Source organism: Alteromonas sp. ABV4_515, assembly GCF_056160345.1.
The window spans coordinates 60,778-76,908 of the sequence record NZ_JBSWWZ010000008.1 but is presented as its reverse complement, the minus strand read 5'-3'; the positions used below and the strand labels follow the sequence as shown (position 1 = coordinate 76,908).

At 51.4% G+C, this 16,131-nt stretch carries 13 protein-coding genes; 5 read left to right on the top strand and 8 right to left on the bottom strand.

The features are described from left to right. Positions 1–33: 33 nt before the first annotated feature. Positions 34–984 (bottom strand): LysR family transcriptional regulator, encoded by a 951-nt coding sequence (locus ACXAGX_RS18280; protein WP_474840102.1) that lies wholly within the window; start codon positions 982–984, stop codon positions 34–36. A 97-nt stretch (positions 985–1,081) separates the two neighbouring features. Here ACXAGX_RS18280 and ACXAGX_RS18275 point away from each other — a divergent pair, with 97 nt between their 5' ends. Together ACXAGX_RS18275 and gabT are read left to right on the top strand one after the other, a co-directional pair. Then, positions 1,082–2,524 (top strand): NAD-dependent succinate-semialdehyde dehydrogenase, encoded by a 1,443-nt coding sequence (locus tag ACXAGX_RS18275; protein WP_474840100.1) that lies wholly within the window; start codon positions 1,082–1,084, stop codon positions 2,522–2,524. Between the two features lie 3 nt (positions 2,525–2,527). Next, complete coding sequence (gabT, locus tag ACXAGX_RS18270; protein ID WP_474840098.1) at positions 2,528–3,814, top strand: 4-aminobutyrate--2-oxoglutarate transaminase; 1,287 nt, start codon at positions 2,528–2,530, stop codon at positions 3,812–3,814. Positions 3,815–3,970: 156 nt separating this feature from the next. Here the strand turns inward: gabT and ACXAGX_RS18265 are convergent, their stop codons facing one another. Beyond that, positions 3,971–4,402 carry a hypothetical protein gene (locus ACXAGX_RS18265; protein ID WP_474817612.1) on the bottom strand — a complete coding sequence of 144 codons (432 nt, stop codon included), beginning with the start codon at positions 4,400–4,402 and terminating at the stop codon, positions 3,971–3,973. A gap of 135 nt (positions 4,403–4,537) precedes the next feature. Beyond that, the gene (locus ACXAGX_RS18260) at positions 4,538–4,936 is read right to left on the bottom strand and encodes a rhodanese-like domain-containing protein (RefSeq protein WP_474817611.1); all 399 of its coding nucleotides are present in this window, start codon (positions 4,934–4,936) and stop codon (positions 4,538–4,540) included. Positions 4,937–5,040: 104 nt separating this feature from the next. On the opposite strand from ACXAGX_RS18260, the gene ACXAGX_RS18255 reads away from it, so the two are divergent. Next, complete coding sequence (locus tag ACXAGX_RS18255; protein ID WP_474840096.1) at positions 5,041–5,985, top strand: GlxA family transcriptional regulator; 945 nt, start codon at positions 5,041–5,043, stop codon at positions 5,983–5,985. 35 nt (positions 5,986–6,020) lie between these two features. On the opposite strand, the gene ACXAGX_RS18250 is transcribed toward ACXAGX_RS18255, so the two are convergent. The 5 genes from ACXAGX_RS18250 to ACXAGX_RS18230 all read right to left on the bottom strand — a co-directional run bounded on the left by ACXAGX_RS18250 (position 6,021) and on the right by ACXAGX_RS18230 (position 12,126). Then, positions 6,021–7,568, bottom strand: coding sequence for a tannase/feruloyl esterase family alpha/beta hydrolase (locus ACXAGX_RS18250; protein ID WP_474840094.1), 1,548 nt, complete (start codon positions 7,566–7,568; stop codon positions 6,021–6,023). A gap of 57 nt (positions 7,569–7,625) precedes the next feature. Then, a complete protein-coding gene (locus ACXAGX_RS18245; protein WP_474840092.1) occupies positions 7,626–8,591 on the bottom strand; it encodes an alpha/beta hydrolase in 966 nt (321 codons plus the stop codon). Positions 8,592–8,877: 286 nt separating this feature from the next. Next, entirely contained in the window at positions 8,878–9,864 is a 987-nt protein-coding gene (locus ACXAGX_RS18240; protein ID WP_474840090.1) for an alpha/beta hydrolase, read from the bottom strand. A gap of 141 nt (positions 9,865–10,005) precedes the next feature. Beyond that, positions 10,006–11,202 (bottom strand): MFS transporter, encoded by a 1,197-nt coding sequence (locus ACXAGX_RS18235; protein WP_474840088.1) that lies wholly within the window; start codon positions 11,200–11,202, stop codon positions 10,006–10,008. A gap of 141 nt (positions 11,203–11,343) precedes the next feature. Then, positions 11,344–12,126, bottom strand: a complete 783-nt coding sequence (locus ACXAGX_RS18230) for an alcohol dehydrogenase catalytic domain-containing protein (RefSeq protein ID WP_474840086.1) — start codon at positions 12,124–12,126, stop codon at positions 11,344–11,346. A gap of 235 nt (positions 12,127–12,361) precedes the next feature. Here ACXAGX_RS18230 and ACXAGX_RS18225 point away from each other — a divergent pair, with 235 nt between their 5' ends. Beyond that, a complete protein-coding gene (locus ACXAGX_RS18225) occupies positions 12,362–13,711 on the top strand; it encodes an MFS transporter (RefSeq protein ID WP_474840084.1) in 1,350 nt (449 codons plus the stop codon). Between the two features lie 2 nt (positions 13,712–13,713). Further along, positions 13,714–16,053 (top strand): beta-glucosidase, encoded by a 2,340-nt coding sequence (locus ACXAGX_RS18220; protein ID WP_474840082.1) that lies wholly within the window; start codon positions 13,714–13,716, stop codon positions 16,051–16,053. The last annotated feature ends 78 nt before the right edge of the window (positions 16,054–16,131 follow it).

Here is a 16,131-nt window from a genome sequence, read left to right as displayed (position 1 = left end):
GTCCATAAGAACAGATATTTTCAGATTTGAAACTCATTCCTCACCCGCACTCTTATCCCTAATCTCCGGATAATCCTGCACACACTGTTCGAGTAATTCCAAAAACAGCTTTATCTTCTTGGGCTCTGCGGGTACTTCTTTGTGCACCACCGATTGCGAGAAGTGATACACATAGCGACTGGCAGATAGCACTTTGAACCTCCCCTCCTGTATATCATCTTCAATATGACTGTGTGGTAAATAGCCGATGTAACGCCCTGAAGCTATCAATGCTTTACGGGAATCGAACTGATAGGCCGTGGCGCCGGGGATCAGCTTTTTAACCTGTGCCCTGCCCGCCTGACTGATTTCCACGCCGGGTACCACCGCCTGATGATCCAATAAAATTTCATCAGTAATCTCTTTCTCTTCGGCAGTGAATAATGGATGGTGCTGACTGCAACACAGAAATATCTGTTCATCAAAAGCCGGCTTGTACCGAAGACCGGCCATGCGACGATAATCGGGAAACAGTCCCACATGGGCCTTGTCTTTCATCAGTGCCCGTTCGATATTTTCTATGCGATCGCCGTCAACGGTAAGCTTAAGTTCTGGTGCGCGCTCACTGATTTGCGCCACAATATCGGCCAATAACCGACTGCGGGTCTGGTCTAGAATATCCGAATGCAGGATCACCAGACTACCGCTCACCTGCTGACTGAGTTGGGATACCGAATTAGAAAAATCACTCAAAGCATCAAACAAAGTCAGTGACGCCAGATACACCTGACGACCATCTGGTGTAAGCACGAAACCACCTCGTCCGCGCTGGCACAATGTCAGGCGTAACCGGGTTTCGAGGTTATTCATATGAATGCTGATAGTCGAGCGTGCGAGCCCGAGTTCATCTTCTGCAGCAGCAAAACCACCATTTTCCACAACCGATTTAAAAACGTTTAACAGTTTTATGTCGTACTCAGTGATAACACGCCCAGCAATTTTCATAAGTTTAATATTTTCAAACTTTAGGTTTAATGTTTGGTATTTAACTTCTTTAAATCTGCTGCTTCAATAGAATCATGAAAAATAATCAGGTGATGATATGAAAGAACAAATTTCTGCACTTTTTCAATCTGGCTCATTTGTAGGTGGTCAATGGCTTAGCGGAGACAACACCTTTGCCGTGTATGACAAAGCCACCGGCGAGAAACTGGCCGACATCGCCGATGCGGGTGAAGCAGAAATGCAAACTGCGGTTCAGGCGGCGAAAGCCGCTTTTGAAAGCTGGTCTGCCATGCCAGCCATCGAGCGCAGCAAATTACTGCGAAACTGGTTTACCCTGATGACCGAGCGCAGCGACGAGCTGGCTGAATTAATGACCCTGGAACAGGGCAAGCCGCTTGCCGAATCCAAGGGAGAAATCGCCTATGGTGCGGGCTACGTTGAGTGGTTTGCTGAAGAGGCCCGCCGACTAGACGGTGATATATTGCCTGCTAACAGCGCCAGTCAACGCATTTATGTAAGCCGTCAGCCGGTAGGCGTTGTGGGTGCTGTTACACCTTGGAACTTTCCGAACGCGATGATCACCCGTAAGGCCGCCGCCGCATTGGCAGCAGGCTGTACCTTCGTGGTGAAACCAGCCAGCGAAACGCCATTATCGGCCCTGGCGCTAGGCACATTGGCAAAAGAAGCCGGTATTCCAGATGGCGTCATCAATATTGTTGCGGGAACCAATTCTAAAACCCTGGGGGGGGTACTAACCCAAAGCCCTGATGTGGCGAAGTTTTCTTTTACCGGTTCTACCAAAGTCGGAAAAATTCTTACCGCCGACTGTACCAGCACCATGAAACGGGTAAGTATGGAATTAGGTGGTAACGCGCCCTTTGTCGTTTTTGATGACGCCGATCTCGATGCAGCCGCCAGTGGCGCGATGGCCTCGAAGTTCCGTAACGCCGGACAAACCTGCGTGTGTGCGAACCGATTTATCGTTCACGAAGATGTGAAGGACGCGTTTGTCGACAAGCTGCTGGCAAAAATGGCCGACCTGAAAGTCGGCAACGGCATGGATGAAGGCGTAACGATTGGTCCGTTGATCAAAGAAGGCGCAGCAGAAAATGTACACCGCCTGGTGACATCGGCCATTGAACAGGGCGCGATCCTGAAAGTGGGTGGAGAGTGGAAAGCAGGCAGCTTTTATCCCCCCACGCTGCTGGATAATGTCAGCACCAACATGGACATTGTTAACGAAGAAATATTTGGTCCGGTAGTCACTATTATGACATTTAAAACCGATGACGAGGCCGCAAAGCTGGCAAACGACACTCCATTTGGTTTAGCCAGCTATTTTTATTCACAAAATATTAGTCGTATTCATCGGTTCTCCGACGCACTTCAGTTCGGCATGGTGGGCATTAATGAAGGTGCTATTTCTAACCCTGCCGCACCGTTTGGTGGTGTGAAGGAATCGGGCTACGGGCGCGAAGGTTCAAAATACGGGCTGGATGATTACTCATTTATTCAGTACCGGTGCTTAGGAGGAATTTAAATCATGTCAGTGAATGCTGAGCTGCACGCAAGAAGAAATGCCGCCATTGCCAATGGCCAGGGTACCCTTTATCCCGCCTACATCGAACGCGCAAAAAATGCGGAATTGTGGGATGTGGAAGGGAACCGCTTTATCGATTTCGGCGCGGGTATTGCCGTATGTAACACCGGTCACGCCCACCCTAAGTTGGTGAAAGCAGTTACGGAACAAATGGAAAAGTTTAGCCATACCTGTGTGATGGTGAACCCCTACGAGTCTGCCGTTTTACTGGCAGAAAAGTTAAATGCGGCAGCGCCTGGCGATTCACCGAAAAAATTAGCATTTATTACCACCGGGGCGGAAGCGGTAGAAAACACCATCAAAATCGCTCGTGCGTATACAGGTCGTCGCGGTGTGATTGCCTTTAACGGTGGTTTCCACGGTCGTACCAATCTAACTATGGGCCTTACCGGTAAGGTTACCCCTTACAAAGATAAATTCGGCCCGTTCCCGGGTGAAATTTATCACGTGCCGTTCCCAATCCCCATGCACGGCGTAAGCGAGCAGGATTCACTGAAGGCAATCAAGAATCTATTCAAAGTGGATATTGTGCCCAGCGATGTGGCAGCGTTAATCATCGAACCCATTCAGGGTGAAGGGGGTTTTTATGAAGCGTCACCGGCGTTTTTAAAGGCCCTGCGCGAACTGTGTGACGAACACGGTATCGTGATGATTTGTGATGAAATTCAGTCTGGTTTCGCCCGTACCGGCAAAATGTTCTGTACCGAATATGCAGGCATCGAACCGGACCTCATTACCATGGCAAAAGGTATCGCCGGTGGTGTGCCTCTGTCTGCAGTTGTGGGCAAACAACACATCATGGATGCTTCTCCGGTTGGTGGCTTAGGCGGCACCTACGGCGGTTCTCCACTGGCCACTGCCGCGGCGCTGGCCGTGCTGGAAGTTATCGAAGAAGAAAGTCTGATTGAACGAGCGCAGTTCATCGAAAGTCAGTTCCGCGAAACCTTGGGTAAGCTAGCAACGGAATTCCCACTGCTTGTTGGCGACATTCGCGGTAAAGGTGCCATGATGGCTATTGAATTGGTTGAAGACGGCGATGCGGACAAGCCCAACGTCGACCTGACTAAAGCCATTATCGGTGGCGCTATGGAACACGGCCTCATTTTGCTGGCCTGTGGTTTTTACGGCAACGTCATCCGTTTCCTGCCACCGCTGACCATCGACGATGCCACCCTGGCAGAAGGTCTAAACACCTTCTGTGACCTGTTCCGCAAGGCGGCAGCGAAGTAATCCGCTACCTGCAGGTGAAGGTATATTGACGACTTCACCCTATCAAGACTATCCGATGTAAATGCCGGTCAGCCCTGCTGCCGGCATTTTTTTCAGACCTGCAAATTGCCTGGAATTATTCTCAATATAGTACCTAGGCATTACGAGTCGATTAAGTTATAAACTGGTCAATTCGGGATCGTATGTCACATTGATGACTTTCAAATGGCCAGAGTAGCGGTTTCTTGAAAACACCACACGACCTTCATTCTCATACAGCCAGTCAGAGCGATGGGTATCTGTACCGTAGTAAAACGGTATCCAGGCTTTTCCAGTCTGATACATATTCGCATCATCAGGGTCACCGGCTAAATTACGCACCCGTGTATCACTCATTCCAAGTTCTATTTTTGACAATGGTGAGGTCTTAGGGATTGCGGCCATTCTCGCCAGCATTTCCTGCTCGGCTTTCTCTTTTTCTTCCGCGCTTACTTCTTCTTTAGCTACAGTATCGCCAGACTCACCGGTAGACATACATCCACCTAAAGTTACAGCTATTGCGAGCAAAGCAATATAGGGAGTGCGAGCAGATTTAGTTTTTGAATTCACTGTATTTCCTCCGTGAAAATTTTTGAGATATGTGCAGATAACAAGAACTTCCCTACCTATAATTATCTGCGTTTTTTACTATATTAGACAATTAGAGCAAAAAGCAAACTATCTTCAGTATATTCCCTCACCACTTTATTCATCACGCTCCAGCTCAAACCCTTCATCCAGCCAGCCGGTGACGCCGCCAATCATTTTCTTCACCGGCCGGCCCAACCGGGCCAGGCGTATAGCGGCCTTTTCCGTGGCGTTGCAGTGTGGGCCGGCGCAATACACCACAAAGCAGGTATCGTCAGGATAGTTTGCCAGTGTGGCTTCGTTGATGGTGGCATGGGGCATAAATACCGCGCCTTTCACGTAACCTTTCTTTGCAACTTCAACGGCCCGTACATCCAGCAGTACAAAATCGTGCAGGTCATTATTCAGCGCATAGTGCACATCCCAGCAGTCGGTCTCAAATCGCAGTAAATCCTGAAAATGACGCAGCGCTTCTTCACTGGGAGCCGGTTTTGGTCTGACAACATTTGAATACATGCATAATTCCTCTGAGTGATGGTTCAGTGAAGATTATTGCGCGTTTATAAAATCAACGTTATTGTCTAAATAGACACTTATCGTAACTTTCCGGACAAAACACCATGAACGATATCAGGGTGCTTATCTTACTGACTGAAAACCTGTCGCTGTTTGAATATGCCTGTGCCACCGAATTGTTTGCGCTGCCCCGGAATGAATTTACCCGCTGGTATCACACCGATACAGTGTCATTATCGGCCTCACGGTATGACGGGCTGGCAGGCAGTCAGCTAACTTGCAGGCAGGTTGATGCTCTGCCTGCGTGTGATTTGCTGATTATTCCTAACTTTCCGGTTACCACCGACCCGGTGCCTGAAGCATGGCTTCAGGCCGTCAGGCAACATCACGCGTCGGGCGGGCGCACCATCAGCTTCTGTTCCGGCTCTTTTTTACTGGCGGCTGCCGGACTACTCAACGGCCGTGTAGCCACGACCCACTGGCGCTATGCTGACGCGTTCAGACAGCGATTTCCTGAGATTACTTTTCGTGACGATATTCTTTATCACTATGACGGCCAGGTGGGCTGTTCCGCGGGCAGTGCGGCAGGCATCGATTTGGGCATAGAAATGATCAGGCAGGATTTTGGTCATGCGGCGGCGAATGTGGTCGCCCGCAGGCTGGTTTTACCGGCTCATCGCAGTGGCGGCCAGTCACAGTTTGTAGAGAAGCCGTTTTCTGTGGGGTCATCGGGTTTATCAAAAAGTCTGGAATGGGCACTTAAAAACCTGACTCACACGCTTTCGGTGGACGATATTGCCAGACGGGCAAACATGACCCGACGCACCTTTGACCGCCACTTCAGAAAGCACTTTAATGAAACACCACAAATGTGGCTAACCCGGCGCAAACTGGAAATTGCCCAGCAGTTGCTTGAAAACACGAACCTGAACATTGAGCAGATTGCCCGCCAGGCGGGCTATGAAAACAGCACCACCCTGCGGATTAATTTTAAGAAGTATGTGTCGGTGTCTCCCAGTGTATACCGCGAGCAGTTCGGCAGGATGTAAAGCAACAGCCAGTGGGCTGCTGCTTGGGTCTGGTTTTACTCTGGCGCTACACAGCTGTAGCTGTCGATAGCATTTGTGTCACCACCGTTATATTTCGCGTACGCAGGATAATCACAAAGCGGCATTTCCCTGCCCGGCATGGTCGGTGCCGTGGCAGGCATGAATGCAGGCTCCTGGCCTTTTTCCTTCCAGTTTTCCAACACAGTCAGCGGGTCAAAATCCTCAAAAGCAGGCCCGCCACCACAGTGGGTCATACCCGGCACCATGAAGAGTTTGGCGAAGTCTGTGCCGGTATCCTGCTGTGCCTGCTGATACCACTGCGCAATATCTTCAGCAGAGAAGATAGGATCGGCTACGCCCTGAAAAATCACCATTTTGCCGCCACGCTGGGTAAACGTGCTCAGAAACGTGTCATTGGCATCAAAATACCCGCCAACTTCTTCGATATTCTGCGCCATGCTGGCAAAATCAGGTTTCTCAGGCGTCTGCTGAGGCGGTGTCATGAACACAGCCCCGGTGGAGGGCACACTCAGTGTTTTATGCATCGCAGGGCGCTTATCACTGCCCAGTTTCCATGCACGCCAGCCATCAGCGTTAATACCCGGATCCCACGGCCAGCCGGTGTAGAGGCGGTTACCGTTCTCGTCGATGGCCCCGTTCATCACGGTTTTAAGTGTATCCAGTTTGGTGTCGGACAGCTTACCGCGTAATGCCTCAGGATCGAAATCGCAGGCAGAATAAGCGGCAACCACGCCGTCCTTCAGGCCATCGATGGCATCACACTGCTTCAGGATTTCCTTCGATACCTTATCGAGATCAGCCTGAGTCAATGCTTTTGACAATTCGCCACCCGGCGCGATTGCCTCAAACTTCGGCACTTCCCAGGTCGCGCCCACAGCGGCATGTGTCAGATGAAAGCCGGGATTCCCCGCCACCACGCCATCAAATTCCAGCGGAAAGCGCTGTGCAGCCATCATCGCTTCGCGACCACCATTGGAGCACCCCATAAAATACGACACCTTAGGTGACGCATCGTAGTAATTACGCAGAATCGTTTTCGCCGTTGTCGTTACCTTACCAATCGAGGCATAGCCAAGATCGAGACGGGCCTGCTGGTCGTGAGTAAAGTCCAGACTACGTCCGTTATGGCCGCCATCCATACTCACTACCGCGTAGCCGCGTTTGATAGCAGGTGTGGCTGTGCTGCCCGTACTCGGAATAGTGCCGATAGCAGGGGCGATGAACCCATCTACACCACCACCGCCCTGAAACAGGAATTTGCCGTTCCAGTCTTTCGGCAGTCGCATCTGAAAGTTAATCCCATAACGCCCGTCTACACCTTCACGGTCTTCAATTTTACCTTCGACCAGACAGTGCTCTCCCACATCAACAGCCTGTGGCGAACTGCCGGTCATCGCGCTCATCGGATCCGGCGGCAGAGTTTGTGCCTCCTGTAACGTCGCAGAAGTAATATCAACGTTATGCAGCTTCAGCTCAGTCAGTACCGAACACTCATCAGCCATGGCGGGCGCAGCCGCTATACCAGCCAGCGCCAGTGCGCTGTATAAGAAACTTTTTTTCACAGTCACTCCGTAAAGAAAAAAAGCGCCTTTCAGCGGGTGGCCTCAGGCGCGGGGGAATTATTTGAGATTTTCAGCAAAGAAGCTGTCGATGCGATCAAACGGAATTTTATCGTGTTGATCGTACAGGTCGCAGTGGACCAGGCCATCGAGGATCAGCTTCTCTTTAGGTTCAGCAGCCGCTTTGTAAGCATCGTCGGTGAAGTAGCGCGAGTGAGCTTTTTCTCCGGCAATTAACAGTACCGGGCGCGGTGCAATTTCGTTGATGTATGTCATCAACGGCATATTCATAAACGACAGTGCGGTAGTAGCCGTCCACTGTCCGTTTGAGTTAATCGAACGCGGATGGAAGCCACGGTCAGTTTTATAAAAATCAAAATAGCTGGCAACAAATTCCGGCTCATCACCATTCAGCGATGAAGGCAGGCCCTGCGGCGCCAGTGTCGGGGTACCGTTTTTCGCATCTTCCCAACGCTGTTCGCTCATTTGCGCCAGTGCGGCATCGCGCTCTTCCGGTTTCATGGAGTCGAAGTAGCCTTTCGACATCACCCGGGACATGTCATACATGCTGGTTGTTACGGTGGCCTTGATGCGTTTATCAACAGCGGCTGCATTCAGCGCCATTCCACCGAATCCGCAAATGCCCACCACACCGATTCGGTTGCGATCGACCTGCTCGAGTAAACCAAGGTAATCCACCGCAGCACTGAAATCCTCCGTATTGATTTCAGGGGAAGACACATTGCGGGGCTCGCCACCGCTCTCACCGGTATAAGACGGGTCGAATGCCAGCGTGATATAGCCGCGTTCTGCCAGCGTCTGCGCATACAGGCCCGAGGCCTGTTCTTTTACCGCACCGTACGGACCGCTGACAGCAATGGCTGACAGACCGCTTACAGCAGCACTTTTGGGGACATACAAATCCGCTACCAGGGTGATGCCATAGCGATTTTTGAAAGTCACTTTCTGGTGATTAACGTTGTTACTTTGCGGGAAAATTTTGTCCCATTCTTGCGATAGTTGCATCTTCGATTCCAATTTCTGATTATCGGCTTAAAAGCGCATCCATAACGGATACCGGCATGACATTTCTTCGTCCAGCCCTGCGCTCATCTGATGCCTGTATTTTCTCAGACACCGGCGGCTCCCCGTTACATAGAAAGTCTTTTTTTATTGCCTGATAGTCCGAATTAGCAAACTAACAAAAAATCGCTCCTCAGCGCACTTCAGATAATACTCTGCGCGAAGAGGAGCGATTGTGGCAGGCAGAATGTCAGCATATAACTGACATTTAGCCTAATTGACATGGCGCTTATTTCAGTGCATCACCGAAGAAGGACATGAGTTTGTCGAACGGAATTTTATTCGTGCGATCGTATAAACCCACGTGTCCGGCATCCGGGATCAGCAGCTTCTCTTTGGGCTCAGCCGCGAGCTCGTAAGCATCTTCGGTGAACTCCAGGGAGTGTGCATCTTCACCGGCAATGAACAACATCGGACGCGGAGAAATGGTATCGATGTCATTGAACGGATAGAAGTTCAGGAACTTCACGTTACTCGACAGCGTCGGATGCGTGGTGGTTGCTTCAGACACGCCGGTAGGCGTGTACTGACCACGCTCTGTGCGGTAGAAGTTATAAAACTCTTTACCTGCTGCCGGAGTATCACTGTCAATTTCATGGGGGCAACCGCCGGTATATTGCAGCTCTTCACCGTTAAATTCGGCAGTGCGCTGGGCAGACGCCTGTTTAATTGACTCTTTGCGGTCTTCCAGACTAATCGAATTACCGATACCTGTTCGGGTGGCCGCACCCATGTCATACATACTGACGGTTGCTACCGCTTTGATCCGCGAGTCGATTTTTGCTGCCGCAATCAGAAAGCCACCGCTACCGCAGATACCCACGCCGCCGATGCGGTCGCTGTCCACCAGCTCAAGGGAACTCAGGTAATCGACGCCGGCACTGAAGGTTTCAGCGTACATATCGCCGCTCACCGCGTTACGTGGCTCACCACCGCTCTGACCCCAGTAGGCCATATCCACCGCCAGGGTAATGAAGCCCTGCTCTGCCAGCTTGTTAGCATACAGTGTGGCGCTCTGCTCTTTTACCGCCCCCATAGGGTGACCAATAACAATGGCCGGGTATGTGGTGCCCGGCTTGGCATTTTTCGGTACACACAGGTTACCTGCAACCGCCATTTTATATTGATTGGTGAAACGCACACCTTTCATTTCCACACTGTCGCTGCGATAGAAATTATTGGCGTCGTCAGGAATTGTTTGATCAGATGTTGTCATAACGGTTCTCCATTCAATAGATTAGCTTTCCTGCAGCACGCCGGAACCCAGGTTCATGGCCGCGCTGCATAGTCATCATGGTTACGGAGACCCGACGGAAAAGCGATTACCTGAATAATCGAATGCTGTTGTGAATCAGATTCATTGATCCGTCTGCGCAGACTCTTCCACTTTCATTTTGCCTGAGGCAAAGAACGCGATGGTGGCAAATACCAGTCCCAGTGCCACATAGCCTACACAAATCTGAAACACCGAATAGTGGATCGCGGCCCAGCTTGCAGCCATGGCGGGAAATACAGCGCCTGAATAGGAAATCACAAAGATCGTCGCCAACAAGGTGGCCCGGTGATCTTTAGCAATGCCGCTCAGCAGCGCTTTAACACATGCGGTAGTAGCAATGCCCTGCGCAATCCCCACAAACAGGCTTGAGACCAGAAACACGATGAGGTTTGAACTGGTGAGTGCAGCGATGATCGACAAGACGGCAATCACATACATCACCATGCCGACTTTAACTGCAACCCGTGGCGATATTTTTCCACCCAAAGGGCCGCCGAGAGGCGTCAGACACATCACCGACGAGAACGCCAGAGCCGAGGCAATGGCGCTGGTGGTACCCAGTTCCTCGGCCACAATCGATGGGCCAAATGCCTGATAAAAGCCGCCAATTGACCAGGTAGCCACCAGCACGCCCACCGCAGTAGTCATGCCCCAGCCACGGCCTTCCGGGACAAACAGTTTGGGTTTCAGCGAACCCAGCACACCAGGCTGACGCTGGCGGGTTTCCGGACCAAACGCCAGGATAAGCGAACAAATCAGCATCAGCGCGAAGATAATTTCGAAGATCAGGGTTTTCGGAGCCGGCCCCCAGGTTGCCAGTGCGCCACTGGAAATGGCACCAAGCGGGATCCCCATCATCGGAGAGGTGCTGGTTACTGACGCCACCAGCCAGCGGGGTTGCTTCTCCCCGGTGTCTACCACGTAGGTAGCAATGCTGCTTGAAGCAATGCCACAGGCAAAGCCCTGAAACATCCGCGCAATAAATAACAGCGGCGTGCCTTCAATATTAATCAGGCTGGTGCAGGATATCATTGCACATAGCCCGGTAAGGATAATCATCGGTTTCCTCCCCACGTGATTTGAAACACGTCCGAACACCAGCAAGGCCGTTGCAGCTGCGAGAAAATAAGCCAGTGAAACCGTGCCAAGATCGGCGTGCGTAACCCCATAGTCCTCGCGGTAAATATTGAATACAGAAATGGGGGCCCCGGCAGTGGCAAAGGTGAGGATATACATCAGTGAGGCAGTGAAAAAGGCAGTGTTGTTCGAGACTTTCAACGTAGCAAACTCCGGCAGGCAGGAAATTAAAAAGACAAAAAGCCTCCGCTTGCAGCGCAGCGGAGGCATTTGAGGTCAGGACGCAGATACAGCCCGGGCAGAGTGCAACCGCCCGGTTTATACCGTTTGCTTCACATAAGATTAAAAGGTAGCCGCATCAATCACATAGCGATAACGTGCATCTTTGTTCACTACGTTTTCCCACGCTTCGTAAACCTCTGCGCCCTTCGATACGGAAATTTTTATTGCCAGATGACCGAGACCGCCAATACCTGCGATGCCGACTTTGGTACCCGGCTTAAGATCGAATTTCATCAGCGGAGAATAGGTGGTGATACCGGCACACATCAGTGGCGCCGCTTCTTCAAAACTGACGTCTTCTGGTACCGTCATCACGAAGTTTTCTTCAACAACGATACGATTTGAGTAACCGCCCTGGGAGATTCCGGTCGGTGAACGTTCGTCCGGATAACCATAGGTAAAAATGGTACCCGGCAGGTATTGCTCTTCTTTGCCTTCAGTTTCCTTGTAATGATTACCAACCATGCAACCTACACCCGCTCGGTCGCCCGGCTTGAATTTGGTCACGTTTTTACCAACCGCTGTCACCACACCAACGATTTCGTGACCCGGTACCTGGGGATACTGCTGTTTGCCCCAGTGGCCTTTTTCCTGGTGAATGTCAGAATGACAAATACTGGCATATTTAATGTCAATTAAGACATCGTTATCACCCACCGGACGACGCTCAAACTTCCATGGCTTCAGTTTGCCACTTTCGTCAAATGCCGCATAACCTTTCGCCGGTACGTTTTTGTTTTCTTCACCTGCAGCCGCAAATACGCTTGATGAACCCGCCATGGCAGCACCGACACCCACTGCACTTGATAACTTAACAAAATGACGTCTTGATTCCTGGCACATAATTAACTCCTTAGCGTTGATAAGAAACTTGGCTTAGATTGCTATTATCCCGCAGTCAGGGCGATGATTAATTACACAGAGATGTGATTTTATTGCCTGATACTACGAATTTCCGGTGAAATGACTCATGGTTAGCAAATGCGCAAAATGCGCCAAGGGTTCAGGCAAATATCAGGAAGCAACATTTTGTTAACTTGCTAATCTAATCGGGTTAACGATAAAAGGGTTTCATACTATGCCTACATCCCACACCTACGTATCACTCTCTGTTAAAGAGAAGTTCGGCTACGGGCTGGGCGACTTTGCTTCGAACCTGTCGTTTGGTTTCGTATCCTTGTTCCTGCTGTTCTTCTATACCGACGTGTATGGCATCACAGCGGCTGAAGCCAGCCTGATTTTTGTGATTGCCCGGGTAATTGATGCCATATTCAATCTTGCCGTAGGTGTGGTGGTGGACAAAACCCACACACGCTGGGGCAAAATGCGTCCGTACCTGCTATTCGGCGCCGTCCCTCTGGGCGCACTCACTGTACTCTGTTTTGTCACGATGGCCGGGTCGTTCAGGTTCGGCTTTGCGTTATTAACTTACACCCTGTATTGCCTGGCTTATACTACGGTGAATACCCCCTACTCAGCCCTTACTAATACGCTCACTCAGAATGAAAAGTCCCGTGCATCGCTGTCGGTGTACCGGTTCGCGCTGGCCAGTATTGGCTATCTGGTGGTGTCTACCACTGCCGGCCCTGTGGTTGAACTGTTCGACAGTCCGCAAACCGGCTATACCGCGGCAGTAGTGTTTTATTCGATACTGGCAGCGGTCGCCTTTCTGATGTGTTTCTGCATGACCTACGAACGGGTGAATTCTGCCGCCTCGACGACCAGCATGGGCTGGCGTCAGGTGCTGCGGGTTATTTTCCGCAACGGGCCGCTGCTCAACGTGTCATTGTATACGGCGCTGTTTTACATTGCTTACACGGTGTGGATGGCAATTGCCGTGTACTTCATCCGATATGTCATTGGTGATGCGGGTTTCAGCACCGCGTTTTTCATGATTCAGACCGCGGCATACACGTCCGGGGTTATCCTCTCCGCCCCGCTGATTGCGAAATTAGGTAAGAAGGCCGCCACGCAGATTGCACTGTCTTTCGGCATGTGCGGCCTGCTGCTGCAGTATTTCTTCGCCGACGGTAACCTGATCATCATCATGATTGGTGTATGCAGTTTCAGCCTGACCCTGGGCGCAGGCTTCGTGACCATGTGGTCGATGGTGCCGGATACCGTGGAATATGCAGAGTGGCATCATGAGTCCCGGGCAGAAGGCGTTATCTACGGGTTCTATAATTTTGTTACCAAGATTGCGATGGCGCTTGGCGGTGGCTGTGCCGGACTGCTGCTCGACATGTTTGACTACTCTTCTGAAGCGGTTTCAGAGACCGCGCTGGAAGGGATTAATTTCGCCGTAACCCTGTTTCCGGCCATTCTGTTCGGTTTATGCATTGTGGTTGTCACCCGCTATAAACTGAATGAAACCGCCTACCGCGATTTACTCGCCAACATCCGCCAGCGTTCACTGCAAGGAGAATGATTATGTCATCAGAATATCAGGCGTTTTTCTCTACCATGACCATCGATGATAAAGTCGCTCTGCTGACAGGTAACGGCTTGTGGAAAACCGCTTCGCTGCCACACCACGGCATCGACAGCATCAAGATGACCGACGGCACCTACGGTGTGCGCTACAGCCCGGACCAGATTGATAATGACGGCAACTGGAGCATCGCCGACTTCCTCGGCGTGGTGAATCAGTCTGCCGATCAGCAAAGCGATAAAAAGGGGAGCGAGGCCCTGTTCGGTCGTACCCTGCCCGCCACCTGTTTTCCTAACGGCTCCTCGCTGGCCTGTAGCTGGGATGTGGAACTGGCAGAGAAAATGGGGCAGGCGCTGGCCCACGAATGTCAGGCCCTTGGCATCAGCATGCTGTTGGGGCCGGGTATTAATATTCGCCGCACACCGCTATCAGGTCGTGGCTATGAATACTATTCAGAGGATCCGCTGTTGTCCGGCGATCTCGCAGCCGCCGTTATCAATGGTCTGCAGAAAGAAGGCGTTGCTGCCAGCCTGAAACACTTCGCCTGTAACAATTCCGAATACCGACGCACCGAGATGGACTCAGTGGTGGATGAACGTGCGCTGCACGAAATCTATCTTTCCGGGTTCAAACGGGCTATCGACAAAGCTAATCCGTGGACGGTGATGTCCTCTTACAACCGCCTTAATGGTGAGCAAACCTCCCAGCATCACTGGCTGCTAACAGAAGTTCTACGTGAACAATGGGGCTACGACGGACTGGTGATATCCGACTGGTACGGCGTGAAAGACCGCCCGGCCTCTCTGCTGGCGGGTAATGATCTGGCCATGCCGGAAGTTCAGCGGGACAAGCAGGAACTGAAAAACGCTATCATTAATGGCCGTGTTCCCATGTCTTTGGTAGACAACGCCTGTGAACGGATGCTGCGGTTCCTGCTGCGGGTCTCTAATCCGGTGAAACGTGACAGCATTGACGTGCAAACTCACCACCAGCTAGCCCAGCAGATCGCGGAAGAATCCGTCGTATTACTCAAAAATGACGATGATATTCTGCCCGTTTGTCAGAGCTGGGTTAAATCCATCGCTGTCATTGGTGACGGCGCACAGCGTCCGGTGATTCAGGGTTCTGGCTGTGCTACCACCGTCCCCAGCATGCTGGATACGCCACTGGATGAAATTATCGAGCTGGCCGGCGACAAGTTTGATGTCAGTTACGCCCGCGGCACTGCTGAAAGCGGCGAGTTGTGCGAGCAGGAACAGCAAAAAGCGGTAGATGCCGCCCGCAACGCCGATCTGGTGGTGCTGTTTATGAACACGGTGGTCGGTGAGGACGGCGAAAATGGCGATCGCAAAGATTTATCGGTCATCGAATCTCACATCACACTTCTGTCGGCCCTGAACGCAGTAAACTCTCACATTGTGGTAGTGCTGTCGAACTCCGATGCTGTCGTTATGCCTTGGCTGGATAACTGTAAGGGCCTGCTGGAAACTTTCTTCGCTGGTCAGGGGTTTGGTCGTGCCGTGGCCAGGCTATTATTCGGTGAAGCCAACCCTTCCGGCAAACTGACCACCACACTGCCCAATACTCTGGAAGAAACACCGGCTTATCTGACCTACCCTGGCGATGGTCTGCGCCATCACTATGCTGAAGGTATTTATGTGGGCTACCGCTATTACGATAAACGTAACATGCAGCCGCTGTTTCCTTTCGGCTATGGTCTTAGCTACACCCGCTTCCGTTACGACAGTGTAAGTCTGGACAAACAGGAGCTGGAGTCAGGAGGCGTGATAAAAGTTAGCGTCACACTGACGAATTCCGGCAGACTGGCCGGCAAAGAAATTGTTCAGCTGTATGTAACGCTGCCACAGCACGACCTGCAACATCCGCCGCTGGCCCTCAAGGGCTTTGCAAAAATATCACTGCAGCCCGGTGAAACCGGCACTGTGATTATTCCTTTACACGCCGATGACCTGCTGGCCTGGCATCCGGCTCTTCAGCAGTGGATCCTGTCAGCCGGCGAGTACATTGTTCATGCAGGCGGTCATTCCCGTGATCTGCCACTAACAGAAACGGTTACCGTGAAAACGCAGAACTATACGCCCCCCCTGCAGGAGGACAGCTCGCTGGTGCAGATCATTGAAAATGAAATCGCGTTTGAAAAAATCGTCTCGTTAGTTGCAGAGAAAAGTGAGCTCGATGCCGCTATAATCAAAACACGACTAACAAAAATTGCGCCGGAATTATTCTGTGGTGTGTTCATTGCACTAACAGAATTTCTGGGGGTAAATGTGAGCAGGCAGGAATTGCGTGCCGCGCTCATTCCGGATAATAATTCCTGATGTTCAGTGCCGGACAGGCAGACCCGGGGAAATAGCTCCGGGCCCGGCATACGTTCCTGCCCCCTGCGACATAGAGTG